General features: G+C 66.0%; 22 protein-coding genes. 16 read left to right on the top strand and 6 right to left on the bottom strand.

Features of this window, described 5'->3' with window-relative positions:
* Entirely contained in the window at window positions 1-951 is a 951-nt protein-coding gene (locus U1H82_RS04295; RefSeq protein ID WP_322963666.1) for an acetyl-CoA carboxylase carboxyltransferase subunit alpha, read from the top strand.
* Window positions 952-1097: 146 nt separating this feature from the next.
* Here the strand turns inward: U1H82_RS04295 and U1H82_RS04300 are convergent, their stop codons facing one another.
* The gene (locus U1H82_RS04300; protein ID WP_322963667.1) at window positions 1098-1271 is read right to left on the bottom strand and encodes a Flp family type IVb pilin; all 174 of its coding nucleotides are present in this window, start codon (window positions 1269-1271) and stop codon (window positions 1098-1100) included.
* Between the two features lie 216 nt (window positions 1272-1487).
* Between U1H82_RS04300 and U1H82_RS04305 the strand changes: the two genes are divergently transcribed.
* The gene (locus U1H82_RS04305; protein ID WP_375339495.1) at window positions 1488-1949 is read left to right on the top strand and encodes a (deoxy)nucleoside triphosphate pyrophosphohydrolase; all 462 of its coding nucleotides are present in this window, start codon (window positions 1488-1490) and stop codon (window positions 1947-1949) included.
* Here U1H82_RS04305 and U1H82_RS04310 read toward each other — a convergent pair.
* Window positions 1895-4642 carry a DUF5695 domain-containing protein gene (locus U1H82_RS04310; protein WP_322963669.1) on the bottom strand — a complete coding sequence of 916 codons (2748 nt, stop codon included), beginning with the start codon at window positions 4640-4642 and terminating at the stop codon, window positions 1895-1897. The genes U1H82_RS04305 and U1H82_RS04310 overlap by 55 nt on opposite strands.
* 103 nt (window positions 4643-4745) lie before the next feature.
* Here U1H82_RS04310 and U1H82_RS04315 point away from each other — a divergent pair, with 103 nt between their 5' ends.
* The 6 genes from U1H82_RS04315 (at window position 4746) to U1H82_RS04340 (ending at window position 13068) form a co-directional block, all read left to right on the top strand.
* Window positions 4746-7121 carry a beta-L-arabinofuranosidase domain-containing protein gene (locus tag U1H82_RS04315; RefSeq protein ID WP_322963670.1) on the top strand — a complete coding sequence of 792 codons (2376 nt, stop codon included), beginning with the start codon at window positions 4746-4748 and terminating at the stop codon, window positions 7119-7121.
* An 11-nt stretch (window positions 7122-7132) separates the two neighbouring features.
* Window positions 7133-8128, top strand: a complete 996-nt coding sequence (locus U1H82_RS04320) for an Ldh family oxidoreductase (protein WP_322963793.1) — start codon at window positions 7133-7135, stop codon at window positions 8126-8128.
* 17 nt (window positions 8129-8145) lie between these two features.
* Window positions 8146-9933 carry a DUF885 domain-containing protein gene (locus tag U1H82_RS04325; RefSeq protein ID WP_322963671.1) on the top strand — a complete coding sequence of 596 codons (1788 nt, stop codon included), beginning with the start codon at window positions 8146-8148 and terminating at the stop codon, window positions 9931-9933.
* 70 nt (window positions 9934-10003) lie between these two features.
* The gene (locus U1H82_RS04330; RefSeq protein WP_322963672.1) at window positions 10004-10918 is read left to right on the top strand and encodes a dihydrodipicolinate synthase family protein; all 915 of its coding nucleotides are present in this window, start codon (window positions 10004-10006) and stop codon (window positions 10916-10918) included.
* Window positions 10918-11628, top strand: a complete 711-nt coding sequence (locus U1H82_RS04335) for a GntR family transcriptional regulator (RefSeq protein WP_322963673.1) — start codon at window positions 10918-10920, stop codon at window positions 11626-11628. Before U1H82_RS04330 ends, U1H82_RS04335 begins: the two co-directional genes overlap by 1 nt.
* A gap of 36 nt (window positions 11629-11664) precedes the next feature.
* Window positions 11665-13068 (top strand): amino acid permease, encoded by a 1404-nt coding sequence (locus tag U1H82_RS04340; protein WP_322963674.1) that lies wholly within the window; start codon window positions 11665-11667, stop codon window positions 13066-13068.
* Here the strand turns inward: U1H82_RS04340 and U1H82_RS04345 are convergent.
* Complete coding sequence (locus tag U1H82_RS04345) at window positions 13032-15380, bottom strand: bifunctional diguanylate cyclase/phosphodiesterase (protein ID WP_322963675.1); 2349 nt, start codon at window positions 15378-15380, stop codon at window positions 13032-13034. The two genes, U1H82_RS04340 and U1H82_RS04345, sit on opposite strands and share 37 nt — an antisense overlap.
* Before the next feature lie 133 nt (window positions 15381-15513).
* On the opposite strand from U1H82_RS04345, the gene U1H82_RS04350 reads away from it, so the two are divergent.
* The 3 genes from U1H82_RS04350 to U1H82_RS04360 all read left to right on the top strand — a co-directional run bounded on the left by U1H82_RS04350 (window position 15514) and on the right by U1H82_RS04360 (window position 17421).
* Window positions 15514-16122 carry a TetR/AcrR family transcriptional regulator gene (locus U1H82_RS04350; protein WP_322963676.1) on the top strand — a complete coding sequence of 203 codons (609 nt, stop codon included), beginning with the start codon at window positions 15514-15516 and terminating at the stop codon, window positions 16120-16122.
* Window positions 16123-16325: 203 nt separating this feature from the next.
* Window positions 16326-16754 (top strand): hypothetical protein, encoded by a 429-nt coding sequence (locus U1H82_RS04355; protein ID WP_322963677.1) that lies wholly within the window; start codon window positions 16326-16328, stop codon window positions 16752-16754.
* Between the two features lie 76 nt (window positions 16755-16830).
* Window positions 16831-17421: an alpha/beta hydrolase gene (locus U1H82_RS04360; protein ID WP_322963678.1), complete on the top strand. Its 591-nt coding sequence runs from the start codon at window positions 16831-16833 to the stop codon at window positions 17419-17421.
* A gap of 111 nt (window positions 17422-17532) precedes the next feature.
* Here U1H82_RS04360 and U1H82_RS04365 read toward each other — a convergent pair whose 3' ends face one another.
* A complete protein-coding gene (locus tag U1H82_RS04365) occupies window positions 17533-17757 on the bottom strand; it encodes a hypothetical protein (protein ID WP_322963679.1) in 225 nt (74 codons plus the stop codon).
* Between the two features lie 75 nt (window positions 17758-17832).
* Between U1H82_RS04365 and U1H82_RS04370 the strand changes: the two genes are divergently transcribed.
* The 3 genes from U1H82_RS04370 (at window position 17833) to U1H82_RS04380 (ending at window position 21450) form a co-directional block, all read left to right on the top strand.
* Window positions 17833-19071, top strand: a complete 1239-nt coding sequence (locus tag U1H82_RS04370; RefSeq protein WP_322963680.1) for a chymotrypsin family serine protease — start codon at window positions 17833-17835, stop codon at window positions 19069-19071.
* Between the two features lie 64 nt (window positions 19072-19135).
* The gene (locus U1H82_RS04375) at window positions 19136-20140 is read left to right on the top strand and encodes a zinc-dependent alcohol dehydrogenase family protein (protein ID WP_322963681.1); all 1005 of its coding nucleotides are present in this window, start codon (window positions 19136-19138) and stop codon (window positions 20138-20140) included.
* A gap of 5 nt (window positions 20141-20145) precedes the next feature.
* On the top strand, window positions 20146-21450 hold the full coding sequence (locus U1H82_RS04380; RefSeq protein WP_322963682.1) for an NAD(P)/FAD-dependent oxidoreductase: 1305 nt from the start codon (window positions 20146-20148) through the stop codon (window positions 21448-21450).
* A 9-nt stretch (window positions 21451-21459) separates the two neighbouring features.
* Here the strand turns inward: U1H82_RS04380 and U1H82_RS04385 are convergent, their stop codons facing one another.
* Both U1H82_RS04385 and U1H82_RS04390 read right to left on the bottom strand, forming a co-directional pair.
* Window positions 21460-22104, bottom strand: coding sequence for a GntR family transcriptional regulator (locus U1H82_RS04385; RefSeq protein ID WP_322963683.1), 645 nt, complete (start codon window positions 22102-22104; stop codon window positions 21460-21462).
* Window positions 22105-22212: 108 nt separating this feature from the next.
* On the bottom strand, window positions 22213-24267 hold the full coding sequence (locus U1H82_RS04390) for an NAD(+) synthase (RefSeq protein ID WP_322963794.1): 2055 nt from the start codon (window positions 24265-24267) through the stop codon (window positions 22213-22215).
* 129 nt (window positions 24268-24396) lie between these two features.
* Here U1H82_RS04390 and U1H82_RS04395 point away from each other — a divergent pair, with 129 nt between their 5' ends.
* Window positions 24397-24741, top strand: a complete 345-nt coding sequence (locus U1H82_RS04395) for an ArsC family reductase (protein ID WP_322963684.1) — start codon at window positions 24397-24399, stop codon at window positions 24739-24741.
* A 48-nt stretch (window positions 24742-24789) separates the two neighbouring features.
* Window positions 24790-25656, top strand: a complete 867-nt coding sequence (gene panB, locus U1H82_RS04400) for a 3-methyl-2-oxobutanoate hydroxymethyltransferase (RefSeq protein WP_322963685.1) — start codon at window positions 24790-24792, stop codon at window positions 25654-25656.
* Window positions 25657-25705 lie beyond the last annotated feature (49 nt).

A 25705-nucleotide genomic window follows, 5' to 3' on the forward strand; every position in this document is an offset into this window, starting at 1 on the left:
ATGTCAACGACCTTCCTCGATTTCGAGAAACCGATCGCCGAGCTTCAGAGCCGGATCGACGAGCTGCGCGACACGACCGCCGATGGGACGGTCGATATCGGCGCGGAGATCGCCAAGCTGCAGGCCAAGTCGGACAAGCTGCTGCGCGACACCTTCGCCAAGCTGACCCCGTGGCAGAAGACGCAGGTCGCCCGCCATCCGCAGCGGCCGCACTTTAAGCATTATGTCGCCGCGCTGTTCGACGAGTTCGTGCCGCTGGCGGGCGACCGCGCGTTCGGTGACGACCAGGCGATCATGGGCGGCTTCGCGCAGTTTCGTGGCCAGCGCGTGATGGTGCTGGGCCATGAAAAGGGCGAAGATACCGCCAGCCGCCTGCGCCACAATTTCGGCATGGGCAAGCCCGAGGGCTATCGCAAGGCGATTCGCCTGGTCGAACTGGCCGATCGGTTCGGCCTGCCGATCGTGACGCTGGTCGATACCTCGGGCGCGTTTCCCGGCATTCAGGCCGAAGAGCGCGGGCAGGCGGAAGCCATTGCGCGTTCGACCGAAGCCTGTCTGGCGGCGGGCGTGCCGGTCGTCTCGGCGATCGTCGGCGAGGGTGGCTCGGGCGGCGCGGTGGCGCTGGCGGCGGGCAACCGGGTGCTGATGTTCGAGCATGCGGTCTATTCGGTGATCTCGCCGGAGGGCTGCGCTTCGATCCTGTGGCGCACCGCCGACAAGGCGGCCGAAGCGGCCGAGGCGATGCGGGTCACTGCGCAGGACCTGAAGACGTTCGGCGTCATCGATACGATCGTTCCCGAACCGGTCGGCGGCGCGCACCGCGATCATGCGGGGGCAATCGCCAATCTGGGCGATGCGGTCGAAAAGGCGCTTGGTGAGCTGGGCGGTCTGGGCCGCGACGAGTTGAAGCGGGGCCGTGCCGCCAAGTTCCTGGCGATGGGGCGCGTTTAATTTGTGACCAAAGCGCGTGCCGCGAGTTCCTTTGCGCCTGTGAATAACGTGATAAGTAAAAAGGGTCGGCATCGCGTGAGCGATCGCCGACCCTTTTCGCAATAGGCAGGCGGAACGCTAGTGCCGTCTGCCCTTGGCTTATCCAATTACTTGGTAGCGGTGCCGACCTTCGTATTGATGGTCGTGAACGTATTCTGCAGCCCCTTGCCGAGCGAGGTCATGGCACCAATCGCGGCCACGGCGATCAGAGCCGCGATCAGGCCGTATTCGATGGCCGTCGCGCCCTTGTTGTTCTTCAGCATCTTGCGAAACGTGGTCATTCCGGTCTCCGTTGCGTGTTGTTACAGTCGATCACCCGGCTGAGCCGGAATGCCGGTTCAGCTAGGGGCCGTGTAACCGCCCACTGGTTGAGGAATATTTAAGATGTGGTCGCCGTGTTAGCGCCGGCGGAAAGCCGATCGCGCCGATAGCGGTCAGGGGGGCGTCACGGATGCGCTCCTGATTTTTGCGAAGTACCGTTCTATGGTTAAGAAATGATGGATACGCCGAACGCCGCCGCCCTCTTCCCCGTCGTCGCCGCGGCCTTGGTGGACGAGACGGGGCGCGTGCTGTTGCAGCAGCGTCCCCAGGGCAAGGCCTTGGCGGGATTGTGGGAATTCCCCGGCGGCAAGCTCGAACCCGGCGAGACGCCGGAAGCGGCACTGGTCCGCGAACTGCATGAGGAACTGGCGATCACCGTCGCGCCGGACGCGTTGGAACCGGCGGGCTTTGCGACCGAGCCCTTGCCCGGTCGCCATCTGCTGCTGTTGCTCTACGTCATCCGGTCGTGGTCTGGCACGCCCGTCGCGCTGGAGGCGGACGGGCTGATCTGGTGCCCGCCCGCGGACATGGACACCTGGCCGATGCCGCCCGCCGACGGACCGCTCGTCCGCCAGTTGCGCGCCTATCTGTCGGACAAGAGCAATTCGGACGCTGCTTTGGATAGCGGCACGGTATAACCGCCGCGTTCGAACGTGCCGCGTTCGGGGCGATAGGGACGGCCCCCCGGCGTGGTCGTTTCGACGAAAAGGCGCGCGGCGGGCGTGTCGCTGCGCGCCGGATCGAGCGTCAGGCGGACCGCGCCGGTCGCCGGATCATAGGCGATCGCCTTGATCTTGCCCGCCTCCAGCGTCAGCCATAGCCCTGCCGGCGCGATGAATATGCGCGCCCGCGCACCGTCGCGCGGCTCGACCCGGACCTGTCCGTCGCTCTGCGACAGATTGCCCCCATAAGCGACCCAGCCCAGCGTCGGATCATTCACCACATAGGTCGCAGCAGCATAGGCATGGCCGAAAAAGCCCATGCCATAATCGCCGCTATACGGGTCCCATTCCATCTGGTCGGGCCAGCTATGGAAGGCGGCCGAGGACGCGCCGTCCTGGTCGATATTGGTGATGCCCCCGAGCAGCCCGCCATAGGCGACGCGCAGCAGATGCATGTCGGCGGGATTGCGGCGGAACGAGTCGAACAGCGGTATGGCGTTCAGCGTCGATCCGTAATGATGGATCTGCCGCTCCAGCCGGGGATATTTGCCGCCGTACAGAAAGTCCCAATAGCGCCGCGCATTGCCGTTATAGCCCCAGTGCGGGATCGACGGATCATAGCCCAGGATGACTTCGCGCGTGACGTCCGCCTGCGGGGCATATCCGAAATAGCGCATCCAGGCATAGACTTCGGCCTGGCCGGTCGAGTCCCATGCCATCTCGCTGCCGAAGGGATATTGCAGGGTGCGCCAGTGATCGGCGCGTCCCTTCATCAGCCGTTGGACCTCGGCGGCCTTGTCAGTCCAGCCCTCGCGCTTCAGATCGGTCAGGATGTCGACGAAGACATCGCCCTCCATCAGGCCGAACTGCGCATAATGCGGCGCATCGCGCATCATGGCGACGATCGTCTGATAGGCATGGTCGAGATACCATTGCCAGTCATGGACCCGCGTCAGGCCGGGATGGTTGCGCGCCACACGGTAGAGCACCCAATGCCCCGCCGCGACATGCGGATAATTATAGGCGCGGCCCAGATCGTCGGCCTGATCCTTCTTCCAGGAGGTCCAGCTCTGCCAGTCCTTGGCGGGTTGATAGAGGTCGGGGAAGGCGGCCGGATCGTAATAGAACAGGCTCTTCTTCACACCGCCCGCATGGGGGCCGTCCGCGACCTGAAGCCGTCCGACCACGGTCTTGTCGACAAGTTCCTCGATCCGGGCGATCTCGGCGGCATCGGGATTGTCGAGTTGTTTCATCGCCGCCGCGACCCAGCTTCCCGCGCCGCCCTCGTCGCTCATTCCCGAAATCCAGACGCGGGGGTCGGCGGTGACGATGCGCTGGGCCTCGCGGTCATAGGTCAGGATCGCGGGCGAACGGCCGAAGGGGTCTCCCTTGCCCTCGTACCATTGTTTGGTCGTGGAGAAGCGGCCAAGATCGGCCATCGTCTGTTCGAGCGGCTTGGTGACGAAATACTGGACCGTCTGAACGTCGCCATTCGCATAACGCAGCGTCAGCCGCGCGCGGCCCCATTGCCGTCCGCGCACCGAGAGGCGTGTCCAGCCGGGCTTGCCCGCCTGCCGCGTCACCGCCAGCGCGCCCGCCGGATAGCTCTCGATCGCGGTGATCGGGGACGGGGCGCGTACGAACAGCGTCGCGTCCAGATCGGTCGGCACGACATAGCCGGGCACGCCCACCACGACCGGCCGCCCTTGTGCCGTCAGCGTCGGTTCGATCGCGCGAATGCTGGGCGCAGCGACCAGGCGCAGGCCGATGCGGCGACTTTCGCCGGGGGCGAGGCGGATGCTGGTCGGCGCGTTCCACGGCGCGCCCGCCTTCGCCCAATCGGTCTGGGCATAGGCGGCGCTGGAGACGATCCAGTCGTAAAAGCCCTCCGAGGTCTGGGCTCGCGGACTGGCTTCGGAAATCACGGCCTGCCCCTTGGTCTCACGCAGTGTCGGAATCGGCACATAGGCCTCCAGCGGCGTGGCGCGTTCGGGCAGGACCAGCAGGGCGGGCCCCGCGCCGTTCAGCCGCGTGACCTGCACATAACCTGCATCGCGCCCGATATAGGGGTCGGCGAAGCTCGCCTGGGCATGGGCCTGTTCCAGCGTCCGGTCGGTGATGATGTTGTCGAACACCATCGGAATGCCGAGGCCCCCAATCTCCACCGGTGCGTTGGACGTGTTGGTGAGCGTGAAGCGCAGGGCAGGGTTCCCCTTGTCGTTCACCCACTCACGAACGATGCGCAGCGGCAGCCCCGTTCCCATCGTTGCGCTGATGTCCGCCGCCGCCAGCACCGATCCGCGCGCAGCCAGCGGCTTGACGGGGTGCCGCTCGCGCGAGGACGAATAATCCTGCCACGCGCCGTTGCCCTGACGCAGCCGCAAATGGATGTCGCCGAGATGGTTATAGCCATTGCCCGCCCGCTCCTTGACGCGGCCGATCGGCAGGAAATCGAAACCCGGTGTGGCGGTCGGCGCCAGGCTTCGCGCGGTCTGGCTGGCGGGGTCCAGGACCAACTGGAATGCGCCGACCCGCAGGCGCGTGGTCGGGGATGTCTGCGCTGCGCTCGTCGATTTCTGCTTGGCACCCGCTCCCGCATCCTGTGCGCTCGCCATGACCGAAAGCGTGGCGAGGGTAACGGGCAAAAGGCGGATAAGGCGTTGGCGCATGGCGAAAATCCCGTGATTCCGGGAAGCTGCTATGCGGGACCATCGCGATTGACCCCCCTCCCGTTCTGGCTATATTGGTATACAGTATTACGGAGAGAGCAAGATGCTGCGGACGAGCAGGCGCGAATGGATGCGGGGGGCGGCGACCGCCGCGTTTCTGGGAATGGCCCCGCGTGCGGTGGCAGCGGGCACGTCGGTGCTTCCTACCAAGGCGGAGCCCTTGCCGCTGTCGGCGGTACGGCTTCATCCGTCCGTCTATGCGACCGCCGTCGAGACGAACCGGCGCTATCTCCACCGGCTGAGCCCGGATCGGCTGCTCCACAATTTTCGCGCCTATGCCGGGTTGGAGCCCAAGGCACCCATCTATGGCGGCTGGGAAAGCGACACGATCGCGGGCCATACCCTGGGCCATTACATGTCGGCGCTGGTGCTGACCTGGCAGCAGACCGGCGATCCCGAGATGCGCCGCCGCGCCGACTATATCGTCACCGAACTGGCCGAGGCGCAGGACAAGCGCGGCACCGGCTATGTCGGGGCGCTGGGACGCAAGCGGCCCGACGGCAAGGTCGTCGATGGCGAGGAAATCTTTCCCGAGATCATGGCGGGCAAGATCAAGTCGGGCGGCTTCGACCTCAACGGTAGCTGGTCGCCGCTCTACACCGTGCACAAGCTGTTCGCCGGATTGCTCGATATCCATGGCGGCTGGGGCAATGCCCAGGCGCTGGACGTGGCGGTCAAGCTGGGCGGCTATTTCGCGCGGGTCTTTGCCGCGCTCGACGATGCGCAGATGCAGACGGTGCTGGGTTGCGAATATGGCGGCCTGAACGAAAGCTATGCCGAGCTTTATCAGCGGACCGGCGACCGCCAGTGGCTGGCACTGGCCGAGCGGATCTATGACCGCAAGGTGCTCGATCCGCTGGTGGCGGGCGAAGACAAGCTCGCCAATTTCCATGCCAATACGCAGGTGCCCAAGCTGATCGGCCTGGCCCGTATCCACGAGATCACCGGCAAGCCGGAACCGGCCAAGGGCGCCAGCTTCTTCTGGGAAACGGTGACGGGGCGCCACAGTTATGTCATCGGCGGCAACGCCGACCGCGAATATTTCTCCGAGCCCGATACGATCGCCCGGCACATCACCGAGCAGACATGCGAGCATTGCAACACCTATAACATGATGAAGCTGACCCGGCATCTCTACGGGTGGAAGCCGGACGGGCGGCTGTTCGACTATTATGAGCGCGCGCATCTCAACCATGTGATGGCGGCCCAGCATCCCGCGCATGGCGGCTTCACCTATATGACGCCGCTGATGACCGGCATGGCGCGCGAGTTCTCCACCGACAAGGACGACGCCTTCTGGTGCTGTGTCGGCTCGGGGATGGAAGCGCATGCCAAGCACGGCGAGTCGATCTTCTGGCAAGGCGGCGACACGTTCTTCGTCAATCTCTACATCCCGGCGGAGGCGCGTTGGGACAAGCGCGGCGCGGTCGTGACGCTCGACACGGCCTATCCGATGGAAGGGCAGGCGACGCTGCGCTTCACCCGGCTCGACCGGGCGGGACGTTTCCCGCTTGCGCTGCGGGTGCCCGGCTGGGCGAACGGACAGGCGCAGGTGGAGGTTAATGGGCAGGCCGTCACCCCGAGCTTCGAGCGCGGTTATGCCGTCGTTCAGCGGCGGTGGAAGGCCGGGGACAGTGTGGCGATCCGCCTGCCGCTCGATCTGCGGGTCGAGCCGACGCCGGGCGACGACAGCGTCGTGGCGGTCCTGCGCGGGCCGATGGTGATGGCCGCCGATCTCGGCGATACCAAGGGGCCGTGGAATTCCCCCGACCCGGTGCTCGTCGGTGCCAATCCGCTGAACGGCTTCGCCCCGGCCGACCCGGCAAGCGCCCGGTACAGCACGGCGGGTGTCTTCCGTCCGGCCGATCTGAGTTTCGTACCCTTTTTCAGCCAATATGACCGGCGCAGCGCCGTCTATTTCAAGCGTTTCACCGAGGCGGGCTGGAAGACCCAGGAAGCCGCCTTCCTGGCGGATCAGGCGCGCGTGCGGGATATCGCGGCGCGGTCGGTCGACGTCATGCATCTGGGTGAGATGCAGCCCGAGCGCGATCATGGCCTGACCTCCGACATTTCCTATCCCGTCTCCTATCGCGGGCGGCAGGGGCGCGATGCGCGGTCGGGCGGCTATTTCGAATTCACCATGGCGGTCCGGCCGGGCCCGATGATCCTGCAGGGGACCTATTGGGGCGATGAGCGCAAGCGCGACTTCGACATATTGGTCGACAATGTGAAGGTCGCCACTCAGCATCTGGAAAACGACAAGCCGGGGTCTTTCTTCGACGTCGAATATCCGCTGCCGCCCGCGCTGACCGCGGGCAAGAAGAGCGTGCGTGTCCGTGTCGTGCCGCATGACGGCAGTTCGGCGGGGCCGATCTTCGGCATGCGGTTGTTCGCGGCGAAGCCGGGGGTGGCGGCGTGAGCGGCGTGCGGATGACCCTGGACGAGTTGCGCAGCCTCGCCCGCGCCAAGCTGTTGGGGGCGGGGCTCGCTGCGCCGCATGCCGAAGCGGTGGCCGAAACGATGGTGTCGGGCGAGCGTGACGGATGCACCTCGCACGGCATCTACCGGCTGCTTGTCGCGGTCGCCAGCATCAACAAGGGCGTGGTCGTGCCCGATGCCGAGCCCGTTCTGTCGCATCCGGCGCGCGCGCTGGTCCGGGTCGACGGAGGCGGGGGCTTCGCGCAACTTGCCTTCCAGACTGGCAAAGCTGCGCTCATCGAGAAGGCGTGCGCGAACGGCATCGCCGCATTGGCGCTGAACAATGTCGTGCATTTCGCGGCGCTCTGGCCGGAGGTCGAGGAGCTGGCGGAGGCCGGGCTGGTCGCCCTGGCCTTCACGCCCAGCCATGCCTGGGTCGCACCGTCGGGTGGTGCCGAGCCGGTGTTCGGGACGAACCCGATCGCCTTTGGCTGGCCACGCCCCGACCGGCCGCCCTTCGTCTTCGACTTCGCCACGTCGATGGTCGCGCGCGGGGAGATCGAACTGCATCGCCGCGCGGGCAAGGTCGTGCCCGATGACTGGGGTGTCGATGCGGAAGGCAAACCGACCACCGATCCGGCCGCTATCCTGTTGGGCGCGATGCGGACCTTTGGCGGGCATAAGGGATCGGCATTGGCGGCGATGGTCGAACTGCTCGCCGGGCCTCTGATCGGCGACATGACCAGCCGCGAATCCATCGACTGGGATAGGGGGCGCGGAGGTTCGCCGCTGGGCGGTGAACTGATTATCGCGATCGATCCCAAGGGTTTCCTGGGTGATCTTCTGCCTGAACATCAGGAACGGGCCGAGGCGATGTTTGCCGCGATCACGGGGCAGGGGGCACGGCTTCCCTCCGCCCGGCGCTATGCGGCCAGAGCGGTATCGGTGACCGAGGGGGTGGAGATTTCGGCGGACCTGTACCGCGACGTGATGGCGCTGAACGGTTGAGCAAGGGGGATAAAAGCATGACGAACCGGTTCGGATGGCTGCTCGCGGGGGCGGCACTGGCGATTGCGCCGTTCGGCGTCGCGCAGGCAAAGATCCGCCCCCATGCCGCGCGCGGCCCCGCCAATACCGCGGATGCCCGTTTTCGTGCGCTATCGGAGGCGGAATATACGTGGCGGATCAGCCAGAACGCGGCGGATGAGGACAGTGGCAGCGCGGGCTCGCGTCAGTTGCCCGATGTCGGACCCGCTGCCCAGGCTGCGCGACTGGCCCGTTGGGAAGCGACGGCCAAGGCGCTGGATGCGATCAACCCAGCCAGCCTCTCGCCCGATGTCCGCACCGACTATATGGTCTATCGCGGCCAGATCGACGCGCTGCTCGCCGCGCAGCGGTTCCGCGAATATGAAAAGCCGCTCAATGCCGATACCAGCTTTTGGGGCAATCTGGCAGGCTGGGCACGGGGCAGCTTTACCAAGGAAAGTCAGTATCGTGACTATATCGCGATGCTCCGCCAGATGCCGCGCTATTTCGATCAGCAGATCGGCAATATGCGCGCGGGCCTCGCCCGTGGCTTCACCGTGCCGCGCGTCACGCTGAAGGGGCGCGATATCGGCGTCGCGCAGGTCGTCGATGCAGGCGCGGGCGAGGATCAGCCCTTCTACGCACCGTTCAGGACGATGCCCGCCAATATGGCACCCGCGACCGCTGCGGCCCTGCGTGCCGAGGCGAAGGCGGCGATCCGGGACGATGTCCTGCCCGCACATCAGCGGCTGCTGACCTTCCTGCGGAACGACTATATGCCTCATGCGCAAGTCAGCACGGCGGCCTATGACCTGCCCGACGGCAAGGCCTATTACCGGTCCAAGATCCGCGAATATGTGACCGCCGACCTGACGCCCGAACAGGTGCATGCGATCGGTCTGTCCGAGATGCAGCGTATCCGCACGCGCATGGATCAGGTCATGAAGGAGGTGAAGTTCAAGGGCGATTTTCCCGCCTTCCTGACCTTCCTGCGCACCGATCCGCGTTTCTATGCCAAGACGCCGCAGGACCTGCTCGATCGGGCGGCGTGGATCGCCAAGCGTTTCGACGGCGTCGCATCGGACTGGTTCGGCCGTTTGCCGCGCAGCCGCTTCGCGATCAAACCCGTGCCTGCGGACCAGGCGCCTTTCTATACCTCGGGGCGCGGGGGGCCGGGTATCTATCTGGTCAATACCTATAACCTGCCGTCGCGACCGCTCTATGCATTGCCCGCGCTGACCCTGCACGAAAGCGCGCCGGGGCATGCCTTCCAGATGCCGCTGGCGGCGGAGAACAAGACCCTGCCCGCCTTCCGCCGTGACAATTATCTGTCGGCCTATGGCGAGGGATGGGCGCTGTATTGCGAGGCGCTGGGCGAGGATATGGGGTTCTATACCGACCCCTATGACCGTTTCGGCATGTTGTCCTATCAGGCGTGGCGCGCGGCCAGGCTGGTGGTCGATACCGGCATCCACGCCATGGGTTGGAGCCGCGAGCGGGCGCAGGCCTATCTCCATGACAATACCGCTTTGTCGGATCATGAGATCGAGACCGAGGTCGACCGTTATATCGCGTGGCCCGGTCAGGCCCTGTCCTATTATATGGGGCAGCTCGCCTTTCAGAAGGCGCGGGCCAAGGCCGAAAAGGCGCTGGGACCGAAGTTCAACATCCGTGCCTGGCATGATGCGATGCTGCAACTCGGCTTTGTCCCGCTGCCGGTCATCGATCAGCGCACCGATCAGTTCATCGCGGACGGCGGAAAAGGCCCTTATCCCGATGAGGAATGACATTGACCGCAGCGAATTCGCTCGCTAGAAACAGTATACGATATCTAAAACAATAGCAGGAAGACAAATTGTGAGCATCGGCTGGCGTGGCGTATTTCCCGCAGTGACGACCCAGGTGCGGGAGGATTTGTCGATCGATCTCGCCGATACGCAGCGGGTGGTCGACGATCTGGTCAATGACGGGGTGACGGGCGTCATCGCGCTCGGTACGGTCGGTGAGAACAACTCGCTCGACTATGACGAGAAGGTCACGGTGCTGACCGCGATCGTCGAGGCGGTGGCGGGCCGCGTGCCGGTCATTACCGGCGTGTCGGAATATGATACCCGCCGCGCCGTCCGTTACGCCCAGGCGGCCGAAAAGGCTGGCGCCGACGGCCTGATGCTGCTGCCGCCGATGGTATATGTGCCCAAAGCGCATGAGCTGGTGAACCACTTCAAGGGTGTGGCGGACCAGACCGGCCTGCCGATCATGCTCTACAACAACCCGCCCGCCTACCGCACGGTCATCGACCAGACGGTGCTGGAAGCGCTGGTCGATGTGAAGAACATCGTCGCGGTCAAGGAATCGGCCCCCGATACGCGCCGTTTCACCGATTTCCGCAATGCCTTCGGCGATCGCTATACCCTGTTCGCAGGGCTGGACGACGTGGCGCTCGAAGGCCTGTATCTGGGCGCGCAGGGCTGGGTCTCGGGCCTGACCAACGCCTTCCCGAAGGAGTCGGTCGAACTGGTCGCGGCGTTCGAGCGTGGCGATCATGCCAAGGCGATGGAAATCTATCGCTGGTTCATGCCGCTCCTCCACCTCGACGCCGAGCATGACCTGGTCCAGTCGATCAAGCTGGCCGAGCAGGTCATGGGCCGTGGTTCGGAGCGCGTCCTGCCGCCGCGCTATGTCCTCGAAGGCGCGCGCCGTGCCGAGGTGATCGCGATGGTCGAAAAGGCCGCCGCGACCCGCCCGACGCTGGGCCAGGCCAAGGCCGCCTGATGGCGACGGCGCTCTCGCATCTGGACGACGCCCTGGATGACGGGCGTCATCGGGGCGAGGGCGTCATCGTCGTGCAGACGCTGGCGGATCGCATCTTCGCGATCGTACGCGAACGGATCATCGCCGGGGCCATCCCCGCCGATCGACCGATCCGCCAGGATGCGCTGGCCGCCGAACTGGGGGTCAGCAAGATACCGCTGCGCGAGGCGATGGCGCGGCTGGAGCAGGAGGGGCTGCTCCACGGCGTCGCCAATCGCGGCTATATGATCGGCGCTTTGTCGGCCGAACAGGCGGAGGATATTTACGGCCTTCGCCTGAAGCTGGAACCGGCCGCTGCGGCGCGCGCTGCCCTGGTCGCCGATGACGCAGACCGCGCCAAGCTGGTCGCCGCGTTCGAGGCGCTCGACCAGGCGGCGGCCAGTGACCTGCCGCGCGTCGCGATCTGCAACCGGCAGTTCCACATGGCGATGGTCCGACCGACCCGCCAGCCGCTGACCATCCAATTGATCCGCCAGCTGGCGCTGCTCGCCGAACGCTATGTCGTCACGCATCTGCAGCCCGCCGGGCGCGATGCACGCGCGCATCTGGAGCATCGCGAACAGCTCGACGCCTTTCTTGCGCGCGACGCCGCGCGGCTTCAGGCATTGCTTGATACGCATATTCGGTCCACCCTGATGGACCTGAAAGGCGGGTTCGCACCCGTCATTTGACAATGATAAGCCGTTAGGGCGGGGGATTTTCCACCAATGTTCGGACCAAGAAAATCGCTGGGCAGCGTGACCCAGCATGCCGAGGGGCAGGCGCTGGCCAAGACGCTCAGCTGGCCGCACCTGATCGCTCTGGGGGTTGGCGCGATCGTCGGCACCGGCATCTACACGTTGACCGGCGTCGGGGCCGAGCGAGCCGGGCCCGCCGTCATCCTGGCCTTCGCGATTGCGGGCGCGGTCTGCGCCTGCGCCGCGTTGGCCTATGCCGAACTCGCCACGCTGATCCCGGCGGCGGGCAGCGCCTATACCTTTAGCTATACCGCGCTGGGCGAGACGCTCGCCTGGGTCGTCGGATGGAGCCTGATCCTCGAATATTCGCTGGCCTGTTCGACCGTCGCGGTCGGCTGGTCGGGCTATTTGGTCGGCTGGATACAGGCGGCGGGCGTGCATCTGCCGCCCGAGCTTCTCTCGGGGCCGCATGGTGGCGGCATCATCAACCTGCCCGCCGTGCTGGTCGCGCTGTCGGTGATGGGGATGCTGGTCGCCGGTACGCGGGAGAGTGCGACGCTGAACATCATCTTGGTCATCGTGAAGCTGGTCGCGCTGGGCGTGTTCGTCGCCTTCGCACTTCCGGCCTTCAACAACGCCAATCTCCACCCCTTCATGCCCTATGGCTTCGGCGCGACCGAGGTGGATGGGGCCAAGCGCGGCGTCATGGCGGCGGCGGCGATCGTGTTCTTCGCCTTTTATGGCTTCGACGCGGTGGCCACATCGGCCGAGGAAGCCAAGAATCCGGGCCGCGATCTGACCATCGGCATCGTCGGATCTATGCTGGTGTGTACGCTGATCTATATGGCGGTCGCGGTGACGGCGGTGGGCGCGCTGCCCTTCCAGCAGCTTGCCAATTCGCCCGAACCGCTGGCGCTGGTCCTGCGTTCGCTGGGCCAGCCGACGGCGGCGCATCTGATCGCCCTGGCGGCGGTCATCGCGCTGCCTTCGGTCATCCTGGTCATGATGTATGGGCAGAGCCGCATCTTCTTCACCATGGCGCGGGACGGCCTGTTGCCGCAGTCGCTGGCGGTGGTCAGCAAGCGTAGCGGCGCGCCGACCCGGATCACGCTCGTCACCGGCGTTTCCATCGCGATCGTCGCGGGTATCTTCCGCCTGGACGAGATTGCCGAGCTGGCCAATGCGGGCACGCTGCTCGCCTTCATCGCGGTCGGTGCGTGCCTGATGGTGCTGCGTCGCAACGCACCCGATGCCAAGCGGCTGTTCCGCTGTCCGCAGCCCTATCTGGTCGGCACGCTCGCCATCCTGGGCTGTGTCTATCTGCTGTTCAGCCTGCCCAGCGCGACGATCATCCGCTTCGTCATCTGGAACCTGGCGGGGCTGGCCTTCTACTTCGCCTATGGCCGTCGGCGCAGCGCCTTGGCCAAGGGCTGAGCGGCGACCGGCAAACCAGAGGGACGGCCGAACAGATAGCCCTGGGCCTGGGGGCAACCTTCCTCCAGCACCATGCGATGCTGTTCGGCCGTCTCGACACCTTCGGCGACGACCGGCAGGTTCAGGCTCTGTCCCAGCGCGACGATCGCCCGGACGATCGATCGCGCGGTGGCATCGCTGGTCACGCCCGAGATGAAGCTCTTGTCGATCTTGATCTTGTCGAACGGAAAACATTGCAGGTTGCTGAGCGAGCTATAGCCGGTGCCGAAATCGTCCATGACGATGCCGGTGCCCATCGCCTTCAACTGGTGGAGCGTCTTCAGGATCGACTCGCGGTCGTGGAGGAGGACATTCTCGGTGATCTCCAGTTCCAGGCGATGGGCGGGAAAGCCGCTATCGGCCAGCGCGCGGGCGACGACCTCGGCCAGATTGGGCAGCTGGAACTGGATCGGTGAGACATTGACCGCCAGCGTCATCGGCGCGGGCCAGGCGGCGGCGGCGCGACAGGCGGTGTTCAGCACCCACTCGCCCAGCTGCAGGATGATGCCGGTTTCCTCGGCCAGCTGCACGAATTCGGCGGGCTGAACCTCGCCGCGTTCGGGATGCTTCCAGCGCAGCAACGCCTCATAGCCGATGACGTCGGCGCTGCCGGTCGCGACCAGCGGTTGATAGACGAGCCGCATCTGGTCGCGCAGCAGCGCGTGGCGCAGATCATGTTCCAGCGCGAGCCGCTTTCGCATGGTGCGGTCCATATCCTGGTCGAAGAAGGAGGCGGTGCCCCGCCCGCTGTTCTTGGCGCGGTACAGCGCGATATCGGCATTGTGGCGCAAGCTCTGCGCATCGGTCGCATCCTGGGGGAAGAGCGAGACGCCGATGCTGACGCCCACCGCCATGGGATCGCGGCTGAGGTCCATTTCGTTGGCGAAGGCCTCCAGGATCGCTTCGGTCAGCTTGCGCACGCGATCAGGTCCGTCGATGCCACGTTGCAGGATCAGGAACTCGTCGCCGCCCACGCGTGCGACCACGCCGGCCTCGTCGATCAGGCTGGTCAGCATGGCTGCCACCCGGCATAGGATCGTGTCGCCCGCCGCATGACCGAACAGGTCGTTGACGGCCTTGAACCGGTCGAGGTCGAGCGCGAGCAGCGCGAACGGCCCCTTCTGATCCGCCTGGGCGATCGCGCTTTCCAGCGCCTGATCGAAATAGATGCGGTTGGGCAGTTCGGTCAGCGGATCATGGACCGCCATGAACTCGATCTGTCGCTGGGCACGGCGCTGATCGGTCAGGTCGCGCACCGACATCACGGTCCCCCGCCGTCCGCGATATTCGATCTCATGGGCCGCGACCTCCAGGCAACGATCGGCCAGCGCCGGATCGCAGGGCTGGGTTTCGATCAGCATGTCGTCGGCCAGGGCGAACGGGCCGCCATCCGTCGTCTCCAGCCAATCCTGCGGGCGTGATCCGATCATCGCGCTGGGCTCGACATCCAACATCGTCGCAAGCCGGGCATTGACCTCGATGATCCGGCCATGGTGCAGGATCGCTATCCCTTCGCGGGTGGCCTGGGTCAGTCCGCGTAGATCGGTCAGCAAGCGGTCGAGCAAGGCGGCCGCAACCATGGCGATGACGATCGCGGCCGTCATCACGCCAATCACGCGCGCCAGATTATGGGGCTGTAGCGGGTGGAGGGCAGGATCGACCGCGACCCCGCCGGGAACCAGCGTCGTGGCGGTCATCGCGCCGAAATGCAGGACCACGATCCCAAGCACTGCCGCGACGACCGACAGGATGGTTCGACTGACCCCACGTCGCGCGCCATGGATGTAGAACGCCAGCGACAATAGCAGCTCTGCGCCGACCACGGCCTGGACGATGCCGAGCATGTCGTAGCGGATCTGGGCCGGTACGATCAGCGCGCTCATGCCGATCAGATGCATCGCGGTCACGCCGAGCGCGGTCAGGCTTCCGGCAATGACATAGGCGAAGATGTCGCGCCGCCGCCGCATGTGGTTCAGCCCGAACCAGATGGTCAGGCAGGGCACGCCGATCGACACCATCGTCAAAGGCAGGTTGAAGCCGAGGGGGAGGGGCCCGCGATAGGCCAGCATCGCCAGGAAATGGGTGCACCAGATGCTGACGCCCGCCGTGATCGCGGCGATCGCCACCCAGCGGCGGCGGCGGGCTTCGATGCATTCCTCCGACCGGTCGTGCAGAACGAACAGGGCGATCAACCCAAGGATGCAGACGCCAAGCGCAGGGACCACGAGCCAGGGGTCGTGCTGCTCGACGATGCAACCGACGATATTCAACATTGTATGTGCTGCCCCCTTGCCGACAGAATACACGCAGGGGCGTTGCAGAATATTTAATCGCGGCGCGCGTGCTGATCGCGAAGGCCCGCGAGGGGGCTTTTCAAATGACCCCGCAAATTCTATACCGAGCGTTATGGAACATGCTTCGCCCATGTGTAAGGGCCGCCCGCGCGAATTCTGCACCGACCAAGCGCTGGCGTCGGCGCTCCGCGTTTTTTGGAGCAAGGGGTATGAAGGGGCCTCGATGGCCGACCTGACCGAGGCGATGGGTATCACCAAGCCCAGCCTATATGCGGCGTTCGGCAACAAGGAGGCGCTGTTTCACAAGGCGCTCGATCTCTACGAGGCGGAGAAGCTCGCTTATATCCGCGAGTCGCTGGACCAGCCGACCGCGCGCCAAGTCGCTGAGCATCTGCTGCGCGGGGCGCTGAAGGCGATGACGAGCCAGTGGGAGCCGAAGGGCTGCCTGGGTGTGATCCATTCGGTGGCGTGCGGGTCGGAGGCCGAGTCGATCAAGGCGGCGGTCGTCGCCCGCCGCGCCTCCGTCCAGGCCGCCATCGTTGCGCGGTTCCAGCGTGCCGTCGATGAAGGCGATCTGCGAGCCGATGTCGATCCGGAGGGCTTGGCGAACCTGCTTTATGCGGTGTTGCAGGGCATGGCGGTGCAGGCGGGGTCCGGCGTGTCCTGCGATCAGCTTGATGCGCTGGTCGACTCCGCCATGGCGCTATGGCCTTCGCACTGATCGGGAATTTTTTCCTACCGACCGGTATGAAAGTCGTTGACGCCTGTCGGTTTGATTAATATACCAGTCGGTATGGAAGGTGGTCACCACCTTCCGACAGAGAAAATGGCGAGACAGCAATGCGGGCGGCCGGGTGCCGTCCACTCGGGCGGGCGTGATGCTGGCCGGGGCAGGATGTCGCGCGGCAGAAAGGGGTTTGCATCATGGCCTATGTCGCATTTCAGGAAATTGGCGCTGCACGCAGCGCGGTAGGCGCCGCCGTCGCCCGGCGGGGCGCGGAGGGTGCGGCCGCGATCCGGCCCGACACCCGCCTGTCGGCGCTGGAGTGGCAGGTCGTAGCGCTTGCCCGTCGCGATCGTATCTCCACCTTGCGCGAGCCGACCAAGCTGATCCGCGCGATCAGCAGCATCTTCGGCGATACCCGCAACCCGCGCCTGGCCGACCCGTCGCTGGAGGCGCTGCGCCGGATGGCGGTGTTGAGCTGGCATCATGGCTATAGCGTCCCTTCGCATGAGGTCCGCGCGTTTCTGGCCGCCGGTTATACGCCCGACCAATATGAACTGATGGTCGACAGCATCGCCACGGCGCTCAGCGATTCGCGGCGCGCGGCCCGACCCGTCGCGGCAGCGTGAGGCAAGGGGGCGTTCGTGCCCTCTTGCCCTTCGCCGAAACTCCCGTAGCTTGGGAGGATCAGCGACGGAGAAGACCATGGCGGCCGAACTGCGCCTGAACGATCCCTTCTCGATCATTACCCTGCCCATGGCGGGGAAGGGCGCTGGCGAGTGTGCCATGCCTTGGGAACATCTTTTCGCCTGGCCGCGGCAGGGCGATGTCCAACTCGCCTTTGACGACGGCTCGCGCGAGGCGCGGGATATCTGGGCGACTCGGCTGGATCATGCGGTGGCCCAGGCCGACAAGGCCGTGCTGCTGGTTGCCGAAGGCGCGGCCTGTCTCGCCAGCATCTGGTGGGCACGGCTGTCGCCCAGCCATTATGTGTCCAAGGTTGCGGGCGCGCTGTTCTTTCAACCGCCGCCCACCGCCGCGCTCGACCGGCAGGGCGGACAGCTTTTTGCCTCGCCCGACGCCGCCTTGCCCTTCCCCTCGCTGATCGTCGACGGCGCGACGCATGGACCTGCGCTGGCGCAGATATGTGGCGGACGCTTGCTGACCCCGCCCGTGGCGGCTCCCATGCCGACGGGGATGTGGCGGCAGGCGCAGCGGCTGATCGAACGTTTCTCTGCCGGGGTGGTCGAACAGGATATGCGTGTCCTGCGCACCCTGGGCATCACCGAGAAATAACGAAAAAGGCCCGGCGGTCGGTGCCGCCGGGCCAGTCGATCGCCACAGGGAGCTTCCTTAGGCGAGGCAGGAGCGGGGACAGGCCCGAAGGGCCCGCCACCGGCGGAAAGTCTAGCTGGCGTTCGAGCCCTCCGGCGCGAGCGCGTTATCCGACCCGACATTGCCCAAAGCGGCATCGGCGCCGATCGGTGCCTCGTCATTCGCCAGCACTTCGTCATTGGCGACGCCGAGATTATCGGTGGCGGTGACGCTGTTGGCAGGCTCCGACCGCGAACAGGCGGCAAGCGGCAGTGCGGATGCGATCAGAAGCAGCGGTAAGGCATGGCGTCGCAACATCAATTCGGTCCCCTTGATGATTTTTCCCGTGTATCGCCGCTTACCGGCTCTTCACAGGTAATACATATCAAATCGATGGGATATAACCAGCGCAATTCTTGTGCCCGTGATAGATGGGCTTTCCTGTCGGCGGTGGTGGCCGGGCTGATCCTGATGACCGGCGTGGCGACGGCGCAAGGCGTGGGGCCGGTGCGCGGGGATGCCGCCCTGGCGCTGGATGCGGCGGAATATGCCGCTATCTCTGGCCAGACGCCGGAGGGCGCCATGCGCGAACTGGCGGTGCAGGCGGCATCGGTGCCGCTGACCGACGCGCTCGCCACCGAGTTCGCCGATCGCCTGGGCGGGCTGTCGGTCGGTCATCGGCCATTCCATATCGACGTGCTGCTGACCGGCGACGCGCCGGTGGCCGACCGTGTCGTTTCGGTGGGGAGCTATCCGGTACTCGTCCGGTTTCGGACGGGCGCCTATGCGACCCACAGCCAATTGGTCGTCGCGCTGGCGCTGCACCAGACCGAAATCCGGGCCAGCCTTACCCAGCCGCCGGGGATTGGCGTCGATCCCCGGATCGGTGCGCTGGTCGTGATGGTGTCCCGCGCGGACGCCGAGGCCGAGCCGGGCGATGCTCTGCGCGACCGGATTGCGCGGATCGCGGGTGTGCCTGTGCGGATCGCGACGTTGGATGCGCCGGATGCAGACCTGGCCGATCTTCAGGGCGGCGCGCGGTTGACCGGAATCGATCCCGCCAATGGGCGGCGCTATGCCTGTACCAGCGGTTTCGTGGTTCGACGGGGCAGCGAAAGCGCCATCGTGACCGCCGCCCATTGCCCCGACAATCTGGTATGGACGGACCCCGCAGGCCAGGCCCATCCCCTGCCGTTCCTGGGGCAATGGGGCTGGGGCTATCAGGACGTGCAGGTGAATGGCAGTCCGAGGCCGCTATTGCCCGATTTCTGGAGCGATACGGCCAAGACGATCAGTCGCACCGTCACGGGGGCTCAATCGCGCGCCGCCACGCGCGCGGGCGACATCGTCTGTCACCGGGGCGAGCGCACCGGCTATAGCTGCGCCGAGGTGTGGATTCCCGATTTCGCCCCCGCCGGGGATTTGTGCGGCGGCGGTTGCACCCCGACCTGGGTCGCGGTGCGCGGCCCCACCTGTCGCAGCGGCGACAGCGGCGGACCGGTATTTCTGGGCAGCACCGCCTACGGCATCGTCAAGGGCGGCAGCTATCGCGGCGGCGACAGAAGCTGTGCCTTTTATTATTATATGTCAGTCGATTTCCTGCCCGATGGCTGGTTGCTGGCGACCGGTTGAGGGATCGCATCACGCCGCCGCGGCGTTGGTTTTGTCATCAGCGGACAGCGATGAAGGCGATGGCATGAAAGCGATGATCCTCGACGCACCCGGCGGATTGGACCGGTTGCGACTGGTCGACCGTCCCGATCCGGGGGTGCCCGGACCCGGCATGATCCGGGTCCGCCTGCACGCGACCTCGCTCAACTATCACGATTATAGCGTGGTCGCGGGCAAGATGCCGACCCAGGATGGCCGCATTCCGATGGCGGACGGCGCCGGGATCGTCGAGGCGGCGGGCGAGGGCGTGGCCGACTTTGCGGCGGGCGATGCGGTCGTGTCCTGCTTCTTCCCGGATTGGCAGGAAGGGCCACCGCGCATCGGCGACTTTTCCCGTGTCCCCGGCGACGGGATCGATGGCTATGCCTGCGAAATGGTGGTCGCGCCCGCCACCGCCTTCACGCGCGCGCCCAAGGGCTATGACCATGCCGAGGCGGCGACCATCACCACCGCTGGTCTGACGGCGTGGCGCAGCCTGGTGGTCGATGGCGGGCTGAAAGCCGGGGACCGGGTGCTGGTGTTGGGGACGGGTGGGGTGTCGATCTGGGCACTCCAGATCGCGCGGATGATGGGCGCGCAGGTGGCAGTGACCTCATCCTCCGACGAGAAGCTGGAGCGGGCGCGAAGTCTGGGTGCGGCGCATACGATCAATTACCGCGCCCATCCCGATTGGGGAAAGCGCATCCATGACTGGGCGGGCGCAGGCGTCGACCATGTGATCGAGGTCGGCGGACCGGGCACGCTGGCTCAGTCGATAGATGCGGTGCGGATCGGCGGCCATATCGGACTGATCGGCGTGCTGACCGGGATGGCGGGCGATGTCCCGACCGCCACGCTGATGGGCAAGCAGGCGCGGCTCCAGGGGCTGATCGTCGGCAGCCGCCGGATGCAGATGGACTTCGTTCGCGCGCTGGAGGATGCCGCGTTTCGCCCGGTGATCGACCGCCGCTTCGCGCTGGAAGAGCTGGCCGCCGCGTTCCGTCATCAGGAAAGCGGCGCACATTTCGGCAAGATCGCCGCGACCTGGTGAATATCATGAGCAGGGCCTCTTCCTCGCCGGGGGCGGCGGTCGATCCCCACTGGCCCCATGTCGTCATCGTGGGGGCGGGCTTTGGCGGGCTGGCGGTGGCGCAGCAATTGGCGCGGGCGCCCGTCCGGGTCACGGTCGTCGACCGCAACAATTACCATCTGTTCGTACCGCTGCTCTATCAGGTGGCGACGGCCGCCCTGTCCCCGGCGGACGTCGCCGAGCCGATCCGCCATGTCCTTGGCCGCTATCCTAATATCCGCGTGATGCTGGGTGAGGTGGAGCGGGTGGATACGGATGCGCGGCAGGTGGCGCTCGCGACCGGCGAGACGTTGACCTACGACCGGCTGGTCGTCGCGACCGGATCGACCAGCAGCTATTTTGGCCATGACGAGTGGCGCGCCTTCGCCCCCGCCTGCAAGTCGATCGAAGAGGCGCGCGTCATCCGCTCGCGAGTGCTCGGCGCGTTCGAAGAGGCGGAGCGGGACGGGGCGGCCGATCGCGAGGCGTTGATGACCTTCGTGATCGTCGGCGGCGGGCCGACCGGGGTGGAGCTTGCCGGATCGGTCGCCGAACTCGCCCGCTATGCGCTGGCCTCCGACTTTCGCCGTATCCGACCCGAAGCGGCGCGGATCATCCTGATCGAGGGCGGGTCGCGCATCCTGAGCGCCTTTCCCGACGAACTCGCCAGCTATGCCGAGCGTGCGCTCGGGCGGCTGGGCGTTCAGGTCATGACGAACATGCCGGTCGAATCGATCACGGCCGAGGGGCTGACCGCGGGGGGCCGGTTCATCCCGGCGCGCACCGTCCTATGGGGGGCCGGGGTGGCACCGACGGGCGCGGCGAAGCTGCTGGGCGTGACGCCGGGCCAGGGCGGGCGGGTGCCGGTGCGGTCCGACCTCAGCGTCGAAGGGTTGGAGAATGTCTATGCGCTCGGCGATGTCGCGGCTTGTCTGGACGAGCATGGCAAGCCCTTGCCCGGCCTGGCGCAGGTGGCGCAGCAACAGGGGCAGTATCTGGGCAAGCTGCTCCGCGAGCAATTGACGCGGGGCATCGCCCCAATGCCCTTTCGCTTCCACAATCGCGGCAATGCGGCGATCATCGGGCGGCATGCCGCGATCTTCGACTTCGGGCGATACCGGATGAAGGGCTATCCGGCGTGGATGCTATGGGCGATCGTCCATGTCGTGCTGCTGGTCAATTTCGCGCAGCGTATCCGGGTCAGCCTGCAATGGCTGTGGCGCTATCTGACCTATCGGCGGGGCGCGCGGATCATCACCACGCCATTTGTTCGCCCAACCCCACCCGGCTGACCCCGGCGATCAGCGTACCAGCTGCGCGCGCAGATCGACCAACGTGGCGCCGATATGCTCGGTCAGGAACCCCGCCACGCGGGCTTCGTCGCGTGCCAGCCACGCGTCGAGCAGCGCGTGATGCTCCTCATGCGCACGGTCCTCGCGACCGGCGGGCTTGAGATGCTGGACGACATAGCGTTCGGCCAGCACCTGCAACCGCTCGATCAGCTGAAATGTCAGCGCGGCGCCGAGCGGCCGCACCAGCGCCAGATGGAAGGCGCGATTGCGATGCGCGACCTCATGCAAGGCCTCCTGCGCCGCCACGTCGAGCGCGGTCAGTGCCTCGCGTGCGGTCGCCTGATCCGCTTCCGTCGCCACGCGGGCGGCGCGGGCGGCGGCGTCGGGCTCCAGCGCAAGCCGCAGTTCGTAAATCTCCTCCGCTTCGGCCGCGCCCAGCGAGCGGACAAAGAAGCCCCGATTGGCCTGGCTGGTCAGCAGCCCTTCCTGCTCCAATCGGGCCAGCGCCTCGCGCAGCGGAATCTTGCTGACGCCCAGTTCATTGGCCAGCGCATCCTGGCGGATCGGCTGATCCTCGGGCAGGTCCCCGCTGATGATCCGCTCCCGAATGATCGTGAAGATTTGCTCCGACAGGGTACGAACGACAAGGCTCATGGATTCTCTCGTGCCGACAGGCCGGGAGGAGCCTGTAATCTATTAGAAAATGTAACGAACAAGCCTTCAGTATAGCGGGGTTCGCCACGCCCTGCCAAGTCCGGGATATTACGTATGGGGCAGGGCATCCCGCAATTCGGCAAGCCAGACGGCGGCGGTCCCGTCCGAGGGCGCGCGCCAGTCGCCACGGGGCGACAGGGCGCCGCCCGGCGACACCTTCGGCCCGTTGGGCAGGGCGGATCGCTTGAACTGGCTGGTCTGGAAGAAGCGGGTCAGGAATCGCTCCAGCCAATGCCGGATCGTCGGCAGGTCATAGGCGACGCGCGCATCCTGCGGTAGATCCTCGGGCCAGCCGCCCGCCTCCGCATCGCGCCAGGCATGCCAGGCGAGGAACGCGATCTTGGACGGCTTCAGGCCGTAGCGGATCACATAATGGGCAAAGAAGTCGTTCAGCGCATAGGGGCCGATCATCGCCTCGGTCGACTGCATCGCGCCGCTGGCATCGGCGGGAACCAGTTCGGGCGAAATTTCCTGCGCCAGGATCGCGGCGAGCACGCGATTGGTCGCCTCGTCATATTGCCCGGTGCGGATACACCAGCGGATCAGGAACTGGATCAGCGTCTTGGGCACGCCCGCATTGACCGCATAATGGCTCATCTGGTCGCCGACGCCATAGGTGCACCAGCCGAGCGCCAGCTCCGACAGGTCGCCGGTCCCCAGAACGATCCCGCCGCGCTGATTGGCCAGGCGGAAGAGATAGTCGGTGCGCAGGCCCGCCTGGACATTCTCGAACGTCACGTCATGCACCGGTTCGCCGTGCGCGAACGGGTGGCGCATATCCTCCAGCAACTGGTGCGCGGCCGGGCGGATGTCGATCTCCTCGGCCGTCACGCCCAGCGCGCGCATCAGCGCCCAGGCATGGGCCTTGGTCCCCTCACCGGTCGCGAAACCGGGCATGGTGAAGGCCAGGATACGGTCACGCGTCCAGCCGAGCCGGTCGGTCGCCTTGGCCGCCACGATCAGCGCATGGGTGGAGTCGAGCCCGCCGGAAATGCCGATGACCAGCGTCTTGGCACCGCTGGCGTCCAGTCGCTTGGCGAGTGCCTCGACCTGGATATTATACGCCTCGTAGCAGTCGGCATCGCGCCGGGCGGGATCGTCGGGCACGAAGGGGAAGCGATGGACGGCGCGGTGCAGCCCTCGGTCGATCGCCTCCGCGCCATGCACGAAGCCGATCCGGCGGAAGCGTTGCTCGGGATGACCGGACAGGGCGGCTGCGTCGTTGAACGTTCCGAAGCGCAAGCGCTCCTGCATGATCCGCTCGACATCGATATCGGCGGTGGTCAACGCGGGTTCGCGCAGGAAGCGCTCGGACTCGGCGATCGTCTCGCCCAGTTCGTGGATCAGGCCCTGGCCGTCCCAGGACAGGTCGGTCGTGCTCTCCCCGATCCCGGCGGCGGAATAGACATAGGCACAGGCCGCCCGCGCCGATTGCGCAGCGGCCAGCATCGCCCGGTCGCGCGCCTTGCCGATCACGATGTTGGAGGCCGACAGGTTGCAGCAGATCGTCGCCCCCGCCAGCGCGCCCAGCGTCGAGGGCGGGGTAGGGGCCCAGTAGTCCTCGCAAATCTCGGCATGGACGACGAAACCGGGGACATCCTCGGCCGCGAAGATCAGGTCGGTGCCGAACGGTACGCTCTGCCCGTCCAGTTCGATGGTCAGTCCGGTCAGCCCCGCGCCGCTCGCGAACCAGCGCTTCTCATAATATTCGCGGTAATTGGGCAGGAAGGTCTTCGGCACCACGCCCAGGATACGCCCGCGGGCGATCACCACCGCGCAATTGTACAGCCGCCCGTTGCGGGGCAGCGCCGCGCCGATCAGCATGACGGGCGACAGCGCCGCGCTGGCATCCACCATCTCGCCCAGCGCCGCCAGCGTCGCGACATGCATCGCGCCCTGAAGATGCAGATCGTCGATGGCATAGGAGGTCAGCGACAATTCGGGAAAGACGATCAGGTCGACCCCATCCTCATCCGCCTGTCGGGCCAGATCGAGCATGGCATGGGCATTGGCCTGTGCATCGCCGACAGAGGCGGCGGGCGTCGCGGCGGCGACGCGGATCAGGCCGTGCGAATGGATGGCGTAAAAGGGGTGGTCCTGCATGACATGGAAATAGCGGTGGGTGCGCGCCTGCGCCACCCTTGATGACTTGCGCCGGATTAGGAGGATGCGCGGTCTGGGCTTTGCGTCTGACTTGCGGCATCGGGGCGATGAACCAATGGCCGAGGCTTTATGACGATTACCCTTTACGGCATCCCGAATTGCGACACGATGAAGAAGGCCCGCGTCTGGCTCGACCAGCACGGCGTCACGTATCGCTTCCATAATTACAAGACCGACGGCATCGACGAAGCCACGCTTGGCGGCTGGGTCGAGCAGGTGGGTTGGGAAAAGCTGCTGAACCGCGCCGGCACGACCTTCCGCAAGCTGGACGAGGCCGATCGGCAGGATATCGATGCGGACAAGGCGATCCGGCTGATGCAGGCGCAGCCTTCGCTCATCAAGCGGCCGGTCCTCGATCGGGACGGTGCGCTGACGGTGGGGTTCAAGCCCGAGGTTTACGGCGAAATCTTCTGACAGGCCAAGGGGGTGGAGCGCACGGCGCACACGGGGTAGAGGCATTCCATGTCCACGACCTATACGCTCGACACCGCGACCAGCCGCGCCAATCCCACGCCCGCCCCGATGAAGCGGCTGACCGTGCCCGCCATCCGCCGTGCCAAGGGCGGCACCCCGCTGGTCATGCTGACCGCCTATACGGTGCGCTCGGCGCAACTGCTCGATCCGCATTGTGACATGCTGCTGGTCGGCGACAGCCTGGGGCAGGTGATCTATGGCCTGCCCTCGACCGTGCCGGTGACGCTCCAGATGATGGCGGCGCACGGCGCGGCGGTGGTACGGGGCAGCTATCACGCGGTCGTCGTCATCGACCTGCCCTTTGGCAGCTATGAGGCAAGCCCGGAAAAGGCGTTCGAGAATGCCGCCTGGCTGCTCAAGGAGACCGGCGCGGCGGCGGTCAAGCTGGAGGGTGGTGTCGCGATGGCACCGACCGTCCGCTTCCTGGTCGAGCGGGGTATTCCGGTCATGGGCCATGTCGGCCTGACACCGCAGGCGGTGAACGTGCTGGGCGGTTACGGCGCGCGCGGCCGTACGCCTGAGGAAGCCGAGAAGATCGTCGCGGACGCCGTTGCCATTGCGGAGGCGGGGGCGTTCTCGGTGGTGATCGAAGGGGTTGTCGAGCCGATCGCGATCGAGATCACCAAGCGTATCGCCTGCCCCACCATCGGGATCGGGGCATCGGCCGAATGCGATGGCCAGGTGCTGGTGGGTGAGGATATGCTGGGCCTGTTCGAGCGGACCGCCCGGTTCGTCCGCCGGTACGAAACCATGGGCGAGCGTATCGGCGAGGCCGCGCGCGCCTATGCCGAGGATGTGCGGGCCCGTCATTTTCCGGGCCCCGAGCAGATCTACGCCCCCCGCGACGCGGGATAGATCAAGCCCGCTTCCCACCGGGGCCGCTCCTCGCTAAAGGTCGCGGCTT

Source organism: Sphingomonas fuzhouensis, assembly GCF_034659795.1.
GTDB lineage: Bacteria > Pseudomonadota > Alphaproteobacteria > Sphingomonadales > Sphingomonadaceae > Sphingomonas > Sphingomonas fuzhouensis.